Annotated in this window: 11 protein-coding genes and 1 pseudogene; 4 read left to right on the top strand and 8 right to left on the bottom strand. The window is 70.2% G+C overall.

Translation table 11 applies throughout. The features are described 5' to 3' along the window. Window positions 1–70: 70 nt before the first annotated feature. The 8 genes from ACWDBB_RS34420 to ACWDBB_RS34385 form a co-directional block, all read right to left on the bottom strand. Window positions 71–1,387 (bottom strand): methylaspartate mutase, encoded by a 1,317-nt coding sequence (locus ACWDBB_RS34420; RefSeq protein WP_449793344.1) that lies wholly within the window; start codon window positions 1,385–1,387, stop codon window positions 71–73. A 29-nt stretch (window positions 1,388–1,416) separates the two neighbouring features. Then, complete coding sequence (locus tag ACWDBB_RS34415) at window positions 1,417–1,905, bottom strand: cobalamin B12-binding domain-containing protein (protein ID WP_402414003.1); 489 nt, start codon at window positions 1,903–1,905, stop codon at window positions 1,417–1,419. Beyond that, the gene (locus ACWDBB_RS34410) at window positions 1,905–3,143 is read right to left on the bottom strand and encodes a type III PLP-dependent enzyme (protein ID WP_449793341.1); all 1,239 of its coding nucleotides are present in this window, start codon (window positions 3,141–3,143) and stop codon (window positions 1,905–1,907) included. Before ACWDBB_RS34410 ends, ACWDBB_RS34415 begins: the two co-directional genes overlap by 1 nt. Further along, window positions 3,140–4,669 carry an AMP-binding protein gene (locus tag ACWDBB_RS34405; protein ID WP_449793340.1) on the bottom strand — a complete coding sequence of 510 codons (1,530 nt, stop codon included), beginning with the start codon at window positions 4,667–4,669 and terminating at the stop codon, window positions 3,140–3,142. Before ACWDBB_RS34405 ends, ACWDBB_RS34410 begins: the two co-directional genes overlap by 4 nt. Before the next feature lie 30 nt (window positions 4,670–4,699). After that, window positions 4,700–6,226 carry an AMP-binding protein gene (locus ACWDBB_RS34400; RefSeq protein WP_449793339.1) on the bottom strand — a complete coding sequence of 509 codons (1,527 nt, stop codon included), beginning with the start codon at window positions 6,224–6,226 and terminating at the stop codon, window positions 4,700–4,702. Between the two features lie 33 nt (window positions 6,227–6,259). Further along, the gene (locus ACWDBB_RS34395) at window positions 6,260–6,511 is read right to left on the bottom strand and encodes a phosphopantetheine-binding protein (protein ID WP_380458481.1); all 252 of its coding nucleotides are present in this window, start codon (window positions 6,509–6,511) and stop codon (window positions 6,260–6,262) included. 141 nt (window positions 6,512–6,652) lie between these two features. Beyond that, complete coding sequence (locus ACWDBB_RS34390) at window positions 6,653–7,588, bottom strand: ACP S-malonyltransferase (RefSeq protein WP_449793338.1); 936 nt, start codon at window positions 7,586–7,588, stop codon at window positions 6,653–6,655. Then, window positions 7,585–8,508 carry a proline iminopeptidase-family hydrolase gene (locus tag ACWDBB_RS34385; RefSeq protein WP_449793337.1) on the bottom strand — a complete coding sequence of 308 codons (924 nt, stop codon included), beginning with the start codon at window positions 8,506–8,508 and terminating at the stop codon, window positions 7,585–7,587. Before ACWDBB_RS34385 ends, ACWDBB_RS34390 begins: the two co-directional genes overlap by 4 nt. Before the next feature lie 428 nt (window positions 8,509–8,936). On the opposite strand from ACWDBB_RS34385, the gene ACWDBB_RS34380 reads away from it, so the two are divergent. The 4 genes and pseudogenes from ACWDBB_RS34380 to ACWDBB_RS34365 all read left to right on the top strand — a co-directional run. After that, on the top strand, window positions 8,937–10,166 hold the full coding sequence (locus ACWDBB_RS34380) for a cytochrome P450 (protein WP_449793336.1): 1,230 nt from the start codon (window positions 8,937–8,939) through the stop codon (window positions 10,164–10,166). 48 nt (window positions 10,167–10,214) lie between these two features. Then, entirely contained in the window at window positions 10,215–11,435 is a 1,221-nt protein-coding gene (locus ACWDBB_RS34375; RefSeq protein WP_449793335.1) for a cytochrome P450, read from the top strand. 62 nt (window positions 11,436–11,497) lie between these two features. Then, a complete protein-coding gene (locus ACWDBB_RS34370) occupies window positions 11,498–11,689 on the top strand; it encodes a ferredoxin (RefSeq protein ID WP_449793334.1) in 192 nt (63 codons plus the stop codon). Window positions 11,690–11,936: 247 nt separating this feature from the next. Continuing rightward, window positions 11,937–12,028, top strand: a pseudogene (locus ACWDBB_RS34365) (YccF domain-containing protein); the annotation flags it as partial.

Genomic DNA, 12,028 nt, shown 5'->3' with positions numbered 1-12,028 from the left:
CGCGGGGACGGCTGCGCCCAGCCGCGCATCGCCCCCGTCACGCCGCGCCACTCTCAGCGCCTGGCTGGGCTCAGGCAGCACCGCCGGAGAACGCACGGTTCCGCCCGGCGGCAATCGCTTCGCTGTCGAACTTCCAGCGGACGTAGGACAGTGACCCCAGCAGCTCGCCAGAGGTGACGGTGTGGGACTCGCCGGCCTCCACCACCCCGGCCAGCGGCAGCCTGCCGATGTTCGCCCAGCGCAGCCGCCCCTCCCCGTCCAGGTAGCTGCGGGTGCGCCCCTGGTTGTCGGGGTGCAGGCAGTAGGGGATGTCCAGGTACCCGCGCTGGAACGCCAGCAGCATCGCCCGCCCGACGTCCGGGTCCAGGTTCAGCACCGCGGAGACCAGCGCCGCGGCCTCCGCGTAGGTCTGCGAGTCGGCGCCGTCATCGGCGACCCGCTCGGTGCGGGCCGCACGCGCGGCCGCGTGCTCCAGCGCGCTGACGTTCTCCGCCACCGTCGGGATCCGCACGGACTCGGCGACGGTCTTCACGATCAGCCGCTCCGAGCCGGTGGAGGCGGCCAGCTCGGCCGCGTCGCCCAGCAGCGCCAGCGCCCCGTGCGGCGTGGTGGGGTAGACGCCCATGTAGGCGTAGATGACGACATGCCAGTCCGCCTCGGGCAGCAGCTCGGCGCAGAGCCGGCGCAGCGCGAACACGGCCTCCTTGTCCTGGCCTTGGTGCGTCTGCTGGGCGTAGCTGGCCGAGATCGAGCGCAGCCCGTGCTGGTAGAAGAACAGCGCTTCGAGCGCGCTGATCGCCACCAGTTGGCTGGGCGGGCAGAGTTGGCCGAGCATGCAGCCGCCGAAGGTCTCCAGGTGCGGATCCCGCCCGAGTTCGCGCAGCCGGCCGAAGAGGTCGCAGGAGCGCGACCAGTTCTCCACCGACTCGCGCAGCGGGATGCGCCCGTACGGAAGGCAGTAGGAGACCGGACCGCCTTCCGAGGCGTCCAGTCCCACCGTCATCAGCGCGCGGAAGATGTCCAGCGGCGCGGCCGAGCCGTGCCGGACCTGCACCGGGAAGTCCGCGCCGTGGATCCCGTCCAGCACCCCCCTGGTGGTCTCCGGATCATGGCTGACGATCGGGTAGCCGTTGAGCGATACGCCTTCCAGCAGGGCGAGCTCGGCGGAATCCAGGTCGTTCACCCGGGTGTAGCTGTCCAGGGTGACGGTGCCGACCGTACGGCCGGCGGCACCCTTGGTGGCCAGCAGTCCGGCCCGCATCAGCGCCGGATCGCTCATCCCCATCCGGGGCTGCACCACGAGTTCGCCCGCCCGGTGCGCCCGGCGGACGAACGCGCCCAAGCCGCCGAACCCGGCGACCTCGCCGTACCCGCCGGACCCGACCACCTCGCCGAGCCCGCCCACCTCGCCCCCGGTCACGTCAGCACCCGCTGCGGGAGCGAGTCGAGCAGCCGCCGGAAGGAGGCGATCCCCTCCGCCCCGTCGTCGAAGACCGCGTCGTAGCCGGCCGCGATCAACTCGGCCAGCTGATCGGCGCTCTGGGCGCCCGCGATGGCCAGCTTGCCGCCGATCACCGCCGGGACGGCGCTCAGCTCGTCTCGCTCGCGTACCTTGCCGATCATCCGGATGCCGTCCTGGAAGCCGTGCCCGTTGACGCTGCTGACCACCAGCAGCACCGGACGGCGGGCCAGGCTCTCGCTCACCAGCAGGTCGGTGGGCACGCAGGGGCCCAGGTTCACCACGTCGAACCCCATCTCCTCCAGCAGCAGTTGCAGGAAGACCAGATTCCAGGTGTGCGAGTCGGAGGTGCCGCCCGCGACGATCACCGTCGCGTCCCGTCTGACCACGGCGGGAAGGTTCTGCGCGGCGGCGACGGCCTTGTTCTGCTCTGCGGGCAGCGACATCACAGCTCCTGGCCGAGCTCGTAGGCGCGGACGTGCTCGATCCGCGACACCGAGATCAACTCCTCGCCGCGGACCAGGATCTCGGTCGGTGCCGGGCGTCCGAGGAACATCAGCAGGCTGGCCGTCGGACCGTAGGCGCCGGCGTTGGGGATGCTCACCACGTCCCCGGGCGCCAACGCGGGCAGCTCGATGTCGCGGCCGAGCACATCGCCCGGAGTGCAGAGCGGTCCGACCAGGCTGGCGATCTGGTCGAGCGGGACCCCCTCGTCGTCCAGGCGCACCGAGACCGGCATGATCCGGCCCAGCCCGGACATGCCGCCGAAGGTGTTGATCCCGCCGTCCAGGATCACGAAGCGCCGGCCGCGGCTCTCCTTGAGGTTGACCACGCCAACCATCAGCGTGCCGCTGTCACCGACCAGGTAGCGCCCGGACTCGACCGCGATCCTCACCTCGCCGCTGCGCCAGCCGGGGAACGACTCGTCCAGCGAAATCGCCATCGCCTCACGCAGGTTGCCGTACACCGGCCGCTCGCCGCGGACCGCGTACGGCACCGAGAAGCCGCCGCCGATGTCGACGAAGCGAAAGCGCGTGCCGAGCTCGTCCTGCACTCGGGCGGCCACCGCGATGGTGTGCTGGAACTCCCCGATCAGGCTCGCCTCGTCCTTGGCGTTGCTGAGCGGGAAGAAGTGCGCGCCCGCCACGTCCGTGCCCGGCACGTCGAAGACCTGCTCGCGCAGCTCGGGCAGTGTCTCGCTGTCGAAGCCGAACTGGGAGGGCACCCCGGTCATCCGGATGCTGGACGTGGCGCTGGCACTGGCGCTGTTGACCCGCAGAAGGCAGGTGGCGACCACGCCCAGCCGGGTGGCGACCGCGCCGACGTTGCGCAGATCACCCAGCGACTCGACCGAGAAGTGCCGCACCCCGGCGCTCAGCGCCTCGGTCAGCTCCCCCTCGGTCTTGCCGGGGCCGGTGTAGAGGATCTCGCTGCCCTGGAAGCTCGCGCTCAGAACCGCGGCGAGCTCACCGGTGGAGCTGATCTCCGCCCGGCAGCGCCGGCCCTCGCCGGCGCGCATCTCGCGCAGCAGCTCGGGGTGCGGGTTCGCCTTCGCCGCGTAGAAGAGCTCGACCTCCTCGGGCAGCGCGGCGAACAGGTCGCGTCGGGCGGCCGCGACGCGGTCCAGGTCGTAGACGTACGACGGAGTACCGAAGCGCTTGGCAAGCTCGGCGTAGCCGGTCACGGGGTGGCCCCTTCGAAGAGTAGAGCGAGCTTCCTGCGATCGTGCTTGCCGTGCAGCGTGAGCGGCAGCTCCTCGACCATCCGGCACAGGCCCGGCACCTTGGCCGGTTCCAGGCGCAGCGACAGCTCTCGCAGCACGGTGTGCGGCGCCAGGTCGCCCACCACGCAGACCGCGAGGTCGCGGTCCTCGGTCGGCGGCAGCACCGCTGCGGCCCGGACACCGGGGATGTCCATCGCGGCCGCCTCGATCTCGATCGTGCTCATCCGCACGCCCTTGCGCTTGAACATGTCGTCCCGACGGCCCTCGTAGTAGAGGAACCCGTCCTCGTCCACACTGCCGAAGTCACCGGTGTGCAAGCGCCGTTGCCCACTTACCGGGTCGGTACGGAAGGCCTTGGCGGTGAGCTCGGGCGCCCGCCAGTAGCCGGGCATCACGTGCGGGCCCTCGACCACGATCTCGCCGGCCACGCCGGTGGGCACCTCATTGCCGTCCTCGTCGAGGATCAGCACCCTGGTGCCCGGCAGCGGACGGCCCACCGAGGTGGGCTTGGCGTCCTCGAACTCGGGCGGCAGCACCGAGATGCGCTTGCACTCGGTCTGGCCGAACTGGCGGACCACCTCGACGCCGGGGAAGGCCGTGCGCAGCGCGTCCACCGTGGTCTTCGGCAGCGCGGCGCCGGTGTTGGTGAACAGTCGCACCTTGGACTCGCCGCCCGGGTCGCGCTCGGCGAGGGAGCAGATCATCGCCGCCAGCGAGGGCACGATCGGCACCACGGTCGCGCCGCTCTCACGGATCCGCTTGAGCAGCACCAGGTCCGAGTCGGTGTCGGCCAGCACCAGTTCCGAGCGGCCGAGCGCGGCGAGCAGGATCTTGTAGAGCCCGTAGTCCCAGGAGATCGGGAACCGGCAGAACACCACGTCGTCGGGGCGGTAGCCGAGTTCCTGGTTGATCGCCCTGGAGGCGAAGACCATCTGACGGTGCGGGCAGATCACACCCTTGGGCGCGGCGGTACTGCCGGAGGTGTAGACCAGGACGGCGACCGCGTCGGCGTCGACCTCCTGGATCGAGGCCCGCGCGCCGGCACCGTGCAGAGCCGTCACCTCGGGCCAGACCTCGCCGAAGCCCAGCACCTCGACCGGCGAGAGCCCGGAGATCCGGTCCACCGCAGTGTCGGCGACGATCACCAGCCGGGGCTCGGCGTTGGCGAGCACCGAACGCAGGTGGTACTCCTTCATGCCCGGGTTCAGCGGCACCAGCACCGCACCGCGCCGGGCCGTGCCGTAGAACAGCGCCACCAGCGCCCGGTTGCTCGGCAGTTGAACCAGCACCCGGTCACCGGGGCGCACGTCGCGCGACTCCAGCCACGCGTCGACCGCGTGGCTGTACTCGCCGAGCTCCTGGTAAGTCCATCGCCCGTCCCGGTCGCTGACCGCGACGGCACCGGGCGCGACGTCTGCCGTCGCCTCGTCGAGCACACCGTGCACCAGCACGGCGGGCGCGGCCTGCGGTATCGCGTCACCACTCACGGCGTGTGTCCGTCCTCTCCATCGTGAGCCTCAATCGGATGTCGTCGCGGCCTGGAGTGCGAGCTGCTTGCGGTCGATCTTTCGGTTCGAGTTCAGCGGGAACTCGGCCAGGTGCCGGTAGCGCTTGGGGACGATCGCCACCGGTAGCACCTTGCGCAGGTCACGGGCGAGTTGAGCCGACGGCACGACCTCGCCGGTGTGGAAGACCACCAGCTCCACCGAGCCCTGAGCCGCGATCGCCACGGTGACCGCGTCCTGCACGCCGGGGCAGCTGCGCACCGCGGCGTCCACCTCGGCCAGCTCCACCCGCACCCCGAGCACCTGCACCTGCGCGTCGTCCCGGCCCAGGTAGAGCAGCTCACCACCGTCCGCCCGGCGAACCCGGTCCCCGGTGCGGTAGAAGCGCCGGCCGTTGCGGTCGAAGAACCGCCCCACGTCGTCGCCGGGATCGAGGTATCCGGCAGTCAACTGTGGTCCGGCAATGCACAGTTCTCCCTCGACGGCATCGTCCTCGCCGCTGGGGCCGAGCAGCAGGACCTGGTGTCCGCCGTGCACCGAACCGATCGGCACCATGCCGTTGAGCGCGTCATCGCCCGCCCAGCGGTGGGCGGCGACGGTGATGGTCAGCTCGGTCGGCCCGTAGAGGTTCTCCAGCGTCGAATCCGGCGCCGCCGCCAGCCAGTCGCCCGCATCCTGGCAGCTCAGCGCCTCTCCGGCGAAGAAGCTCCAGCGCAGCGAGGGCATGCCGGCGGGCCCGAGACCCCCCATCCGCCGCACCAGCGCGATCGCGCTGGGGGTGGAGAACCAGACGGTCAGGCCGTTGTCCGCGATGAACCGCGGCATGTCCCGGTAGGCCTGCGGCGGCGGAACGACCAGCGTGCCACCGGCTCCCCAGGCGCAGAACAGGTCGAACATCGCGCAGTCGAAGTTGAGGTCGAAGTTCTGCGAGAAGACGTCCTCGGGACCGAAGTCATACCGCTCGTCGAGCAGGCCGAAGTAGTGATGGGTGTTGGTGTGGGTGACCGGAACGCCCTTGGGCCGGCCCGTCGAGCCCGAGGTGAACAGGACGTACGCGGTGTCCTCGCCGCGCACCGGCATCGGCGCGGACAGCGCGCTGCCCGCCGCCAGCGGTACGGCCGGCTGCGGCTGACCGCCGGGGGCGAAGAGCACCGGGAGGTCGACGCCCTCCGCCCGCAGCCCGACCAGGGCCGGCAGCGAGTCGTCGTCGGCGATGAGCGCACCGACTCCGCTCGCCTCGATCATCTGCCGGGTGCGGGCGGCGGGGAAGGCCGGTTGCAGCGGGACCACGGTGATCCCGGTGTACAGGCCGGCCAGGATCGACGCGTACGCCGAGGGGCCCTTGCCCGCCAGCACGCCGATCGCCGCCGGCCGCGACGGCAGGTGGGCCAGCAGCGAACCGGCCAGCAGCAGCGCGCGCTCGTGCAGCTCCCGGTAGGTCAGGCTGGTCCCGCCTGCCAGCACTGCGGGGCGGTCCGCCGACTTGGCGAGTCCGCGCAGGAAACGCCCGGACAGCGCGAGGTCCACGGTGTCATCCATCGTGGTGGCCCTTTCGTGCCCCTCCCCGCCCCGTCAGGCCTCGGTGCCGATCAGCATGCCCGCCATGGCCTTCCAGAGCACGGCGGGGGTCTCGAAGGTCTCCGGGGTCAGCGCGTCGTCCAGGAAGCGGACGTCGTAGGCCGCCTCCAGGTTGCCCAGGAGCTCCACGGTGCCGAGCGAGTCCAGGCCCAGCTCACGCAGCGGGGTGTCGCTCTCCAACTGCTCGCCCGGGGGCAGGAAGGGCAGGAAGCGGCGCAGGGTCTCTTCGAACTTCTCGTCCCACATGGTCACTCCATCACTGTCGTTGCTCGTCGTAGTGTGCTCGGACGGCGCCGAAGCGGCGCCGGTGTGCTCGGGCGGCGCCGACCGGCGTCGGCGCGTTCTGCCAGGTGCGTTCCAGGAGGGGCCGGACCCTCGCCTCGGCGCTCAGCCGACGGCGGACCGGCGCCTGGGGGTCATCGCCAGCCGGGGGTTGGCCGGCACGACCTCGAAGTTCCCCGTGGTGCACGGGACTCGGCCGAACAGGCTGTCAGGGCCCGCGACACAGACCCGCTCGACGCCGAGCCGCCTGAGACCGGCCACCGCGTCCGGCCAGCGCAGCGGACGCACGATGCTGTCCAGCAGCATCGTGCGCACCTGCTCGGCCGTGGTGAGCAGCGCGCCGTCCTGGTCGGCCACCACCGGAAGCTTCGGGTCGGTGAAGTGCAGGGTGGACAGCACCTCGCGCTCGGCCTTGTCCCGCAGCCCGGCGAAGGCGCCCGAGTGCAGCGGCGGACGCATGGTGTAGAGCGGCATCCCACCGATCGCGCGCAGCCGCTGCTGCATCCACTCCACCCGGGACTCGCGCAGCGAGAGCATGTAGAAGCCCTCGTCGATGTAGCAGGAAATGTCGTGCCACTCGCCCTGCTCGTCCAGCTCGGCGAGGATCTCGCCCAGTTTCTCCTCGGGAGTACGGACGAAGGAGAGCACCACGATGTCGGTGTGCTCCTGGCTGAAGTACTCGTCCATGCAGCGCGCGAGTTCCGCGGTCATCCGCACGGCCTCGGGCATCGGGAGCGACTGGGCGAAGGCGACCGCCGCCTTCTCGCCGAAGCTGGGGCCGAGGACGGCCTCGGCTTCGACGCCGAGGGCATCCTGCGCCCAGTCGGCGCTGGCCAGGCAGTTGACCAGGAAGGCCACCTGGGCTGCCTCGGAGTAGTCGCCCTCGGCCTCGCGGAAGGCGTCCACCAGGGAGTAGCCGAGGACCTCGTCGGCGACCGTGACCAGTTCCCTGGCGAAGCGGTTGGCCACCATGAACCGGCCGACGTCGTCGAAGGTGGCCGGGCCCATACCGGGGAAGATCATCGCTGTTCGCTTCGTCATGACCGGCTCTCCCGCACCGGCTGCGCCAGCTCCTTCAGGAAGCCCACCATCACCTCGGTGAAGCGATCCGACTCCTCCAGGTGCGGGCAGTGGCTCGAGTTCTCGAAGATCTCCCAACGCACGTTGGGGATGCGGTCGAAGTAGGGCTGCATCGTCACCGGGGTGGCCTCGTCGTACCTGCCGCTGATCAGCAGCGTCGGCGTCCGGATCGCGTCCAGTTCGTCGATGATCGACCAGTCCTTGAGGGTGCCGATCACGTGGAACTCGTTGGGCCCGTTCATCGTGTAGTACACGGTCGGGTCGTTGTAGATCTCCATGAAGGAGGAGAGGAAGTCCTTCGGCCAGGGCAGGATCCGGCACACGTGACGGTCGTAGAAGACCCGCATGGCGGCCAGGTACTCGGGCGACTCGAAGGTCTCGGCCGCCTCGTGCCGCAGCAGGGTCTCCTGCACGTCCGACGGCAGCTGCGCGCGCAGCACGGCCATCTCACTGAGCCACAGCGGGTAGGAGGCGGGCGAGTTGGCCACCACCAAGCCGCGTAGTCCGGCCGGCCGGGTCATCGCGTGCTTCGCGGCGAGCAGGCCGCCCCAGGACTGGCCGAACAGCACGTAGTTGTCGGCGATGCCCAGTTCGCTCAGCAGGTTGGTCAGTTCGGCGGCGAAGAGGTCGGTCTTCCAGAAGTCGGCGCCCTTGTCGGGCAGATGGGTCGAGCCACCGTTGCCGAGCTGGTCGTAGTGCACCACCGGCCAGCCCTGCTCGGCGAGTTCGGTCAGCTGCAGCAGGTAGTCGTGGGTGCTGCCGGGACCGCCGTGCACCACCACCACGGCCGGTTTCTCCGCTCGGAGGTCGCCGGTGACGCGGTACCAGGTTCGGTACTCCCCGAACGGGACGGTTCCCTTGGCGCTGGGCTCCAGGGGCACGGTAACCACCTCAGTCGACAGACGTGTTCGGGGTGCATGGCAAGTGATCCGGTCCCGACGCTAACGCGCTGCGACGGCCCGACTGGACCCCTAGCGGCCCCTAGCCCAGCAGGGGCGCGAGCCGGATCGGCCCGGGTCGCGACACAGGCCACGCGGTAGGGGTCGGCAGGGGGTGTGGTGCGGTGATCGGGCCGCCTAACGTGCGAACAGCGGTCGAATGCGCCGTACGGATGGCCGCTCCACGCGCCCGGGTTCTCCTCGCACCGGGGCCTTCCTCGCGCGGAGGGGCGGAGGGCTTCTTCGCGCCGGGGGCCTTCCTCACACCGGGATCAGCGTGCCCGGATCAGCGTGCTCGCGCATGCGACGCACGCGAGTTCCGACGCATGCGGGTTCGAATGAGTTCGTTCCAGTGAGTTCGAGAGGGCACCATGACCCAGACTGCCGACCAAGAACGTCCGGCCGCCCAGCCGCCGGCCTTCCCGATGCCGCGTTCCTGCCCTTTCAGCCCGCCGGCACAGTACGCCAAGCTCCGTGAGAGCGAGCCGATCTCTCGGGCGGTCCTCAAGGTCAACGGCAAGCCCACCTGGCTGGTCAGCACCTACGAGAGCATGAAGAAGATCCTCGGCGACTCCCGGGTGAGCGCCAACCTCAAGCTGCCCGGCTACCCGCTGCAGGTGCCGGTGCCCGAGGAGATGCTGCAGGCCGTCCCGCTCACCTTCCTCTCCATGGACCAGCCCGAACACACCGTCCAGCGCCGGCTGCTGGCGCCCGAGTTCAGCCTGCGCCAGATTCGCGCGCTGCGCCCCCGGATCCAGCAGATCGTGGATGCCCGGATCGATGCGATGCTGGCCGAGGGCGGCCCGCTGGACCTGGTGGCCGCACTCGCACTGCCGGTGCCCTCGCTGGTGATCTGCGAGCTGCTCGGTGTTCCCTACGAGGACCACCCGCGCTTCGAGCACTGGGCCGGCCAGATCATGAACCATGACATCAGCGACGCGGAGCGCGGCCTGGCGCACTACGAACTCGACCAGTACGTCGACCAGTTGGTCACCAACAAGGAGACCACGCCGGGCGACGACATGATCAGCCGGCTGATCGCGGCCAACCGCGCCGAGCCCTCCGTCGAGCACGCCGACATCGTGAGCATGGCCCGGCTGATGCTGGTCACCGGCCACGAGACCACCGCCAACATGATCGCGCTGGGCACTCTGGCCCTGCTGGAGCACCCCGACCAGCTCGCCGCGGTCAAGGCCGACTCCACCCTGCTGCCCAAGGCCGTCGAGGAGTTGCTTCGGTTCTTCAGCATTTCCGACGCCGGCACCGCCCGGGTCGCGCTGGAGGACATCGAGATCGACGGAGTCGTCATCAAGGCAGGCGAGGGCATCCTGCCGCTCAACAACTCCGCCAACCACGACGAGAGCGTCTTCCCCGACGCCGGCACCCTCGACATCCGCCGCGAGGCCCGCAGCCACCTCGCCTTCGGCTACGGCATCCACCAGTGCATCGGCCAGAACCTCGCCCGGATCGAACTCGAAATGGTCTACGAGACCCTGTTCCGGCGCATCCCCGGCCTCAAGCTGGCCGTCCCGATGTCCGAGCTCAAGTTCAAGGACGACGCCATCGTCTACGGCATGTACGAACTGCCCGTCACCTGGTGACCCAGGCGGATCGATCCGACCAGTCGAACCCGACTCCGAGAGGGCACCATGACCCAGGACCACCTGGCGACCGAACTGCCGAACTTCCCGATGACCCGCACCTGTCCGTTCAGCCCGCCGGCGCAGTACGCCAAGCTCCGTGAGAACGAGCCGATCTCCCAGGCGGTACTCAAGGTCACCGGCAAGCCGGCCTGGCTGGTCACCACGCACGAGCACGTCAAGACGGTGCTCGGCGACTCCCGCGTGAGCTCCAACCTCAAACTGCCCGGCTACCCGCACCAGTTCCACATCCCCGAGGAGATGCTCCGCGAGGTCCGCCTCATGCTGCTCTCCATGGACCCGCCGGAGCACACCGCCCAGCGCCGCTACCTGATCCCCGAGTTCACCGCCCGCCGAATGCGCGCGCTGCGCCCCCGGATCCAGGAGATCGTGGACGCCCGGATCGACGCGATGCTCGCGGCCGGCGGACCGGTCGACCTGGTGGCCGCACTCTCGCTGGCGGTGCCCTCGCTGGTGATCTGCGAGCTGCTCGGCGTCCCGTACGAGGACCACCCGCAGTTCGAGGAGTGGTCGGCGCTGATGATGAACCACGACATCAGCCCGGAGGAGTACGGCGCCGCGGTCGTCGGCCTGGACATGTACCTGGACAGGCTGATCACCGCCAAGGAGACCGAACCCGGCGACGACCTGATCAGCCGGTTCATCGAGAAGAACCGCGAAGAGCCGATCGCCGACCACACCGACATCGTCACCATGGCCCGGCTGATGCTGGTCGGCGGGCACGAGACCACCGCCAACATGATCTCGCTCGGCGTGCTCGGCCTGCTGGAGCACCCCGAGCAGCTCGACGCCGTCAAGGCCGACCACGAGCTGCTGCCCGGCGCGGTGGAGGAACTGCTGCGGTTCTTCAGCATCTCCGACTCCGGCACCGCCCGGGTCGCACTGGAGGACATCGAGATCGACGGCACCGTCATCAAGGCAGGCGAGGGCATCCTGCCGCTCAACAACTCCGCCAACCACGACGAGAGCGTCTTCCCCGACGCCGACACCCTCGACATCCGCCGCGAGGAGGCCCGCAGCCACCTCGCCTTCGGCTACGGCATCCACCAGTGCATCGGCCAGAACCTCGCCCGGATCGAACTCGAAGTCGTCTTCGGCACCCTGTTCCGGCGCATCCCCGGCCTCAAGCTGGCCGTCCCGGTGTCCGAGCTCAAGTTCAAGGACGAGGCCCTGGTCTACGGCGTCCACGAGCTCCCCGTCACCTGGTGACCGTTCAGCCCACAGAGGTCCACTCCACCGAAGTTCACCCCACAGAGCGAGGTACAACCACTATGCGTGTCAGCGTCGACCCCGACCGGTGTGTGTCGGCCGGCCAGTGCGTCATGCGCGCCCCCGACGTCTTCGACCAGGACGACGACGGCATCGTGACACTGCTCCAGGAGGAGCCACCCGCGGCGCTGCACACGCTGGTCAGGCAGACCGCCTCGCTCTGCCCGGTGCGGCTCATCCAGATCACCGAGTAGCCGAAGGACGGCTGAGCGAACACCCCCACCGATCGCCGCACGCCCGGCGGGGCGTGGCGCGTTTGCGGGGCCCCGCTCCCTGGACTGGGCCGGCGTTCGCCGCTGTCCGGCGTGGTCGGGGCCCCGACCACGCCGCTCACCGCAGCGTCCCGGTCCCGGGAGAGCTCCGTCGACTGCGCCGCTCCCACCCCGGTCGGAAGCCGGAACCGCAGCACGCTCGCCGCGCGAACCGGAGCGCCCGGCAACGATCCCGTTCGGCATCGCGTCGTTCCGGCTTGCCGGGTTCATCCTGTGGCCGTTCGGGCGGTCGGCGGTGGAGCGGCCGGACGCGGGGCCGGC

Source organism: Kitasatospora sp. NPDC001095 (genome assembly GCF_053598615.1).
Note: the sequence above shows the minus strand (reverse complement) of the source record. Positions and strands in the feature narration are given on the sequence as shown.

Excerpts from the sequence above, each read along its gene's own strand:
- ACWDBB_RS34415 (WP_402414003.1), bottom strand. The coding sequence starts at position 1,905 with ATGTCGCTGCCCGCAGAGCAGAACAAGGCCGTCGCCGCCGCGCAGAAC.
- ACWDBB_RS34400 (WP_449793339.1), bottom strand. The coding sequence starts at position 6,226 with ATGGATGACACCGTGGACCTCGCGCTGTCCGGGCGTTTCCTGCGCGGA.
- ACWDBB_RS34395 (WP_380458481.1), bottom strand. The coding sequence starts at position 6,511 with ATGTGGGACGAGAAGTTCGAAGAGACCCTGCGCCGCTTCCTGCCCTTC.
- ACWDBB_RS34390 (WP_449793338.1), bottom strand. The coding sequence starts at position 7,588 with ATGACGAAGCGAACAGCGATGATCTTCCCCGGTATGGGCCCGGCCACC.
- ACWDBB_RS34380 (WP_449793336.1), top strand. The coding sequence starts at position 8,937 with ATGACCCAGACTGCCGACCAAGAACGTCCGGCCGCCCAGCCGCCGGCC.
- ACWDBB_RS34375 (WP_449793335.1), top strand. The coding sequence starts at position 10,215 with ATGACCCAGGACCACCTGGCGACCGAACTGCCGAACTTCCCGATGACC.
- ACWDBB_RS34370 (WP_449793334.1), top strand. The coding sequence starts at position 11,498 with ATGCGTGTCAGCGTCGACCCCGACCGGTGTGTGTCGGCCGGCCAGTGC.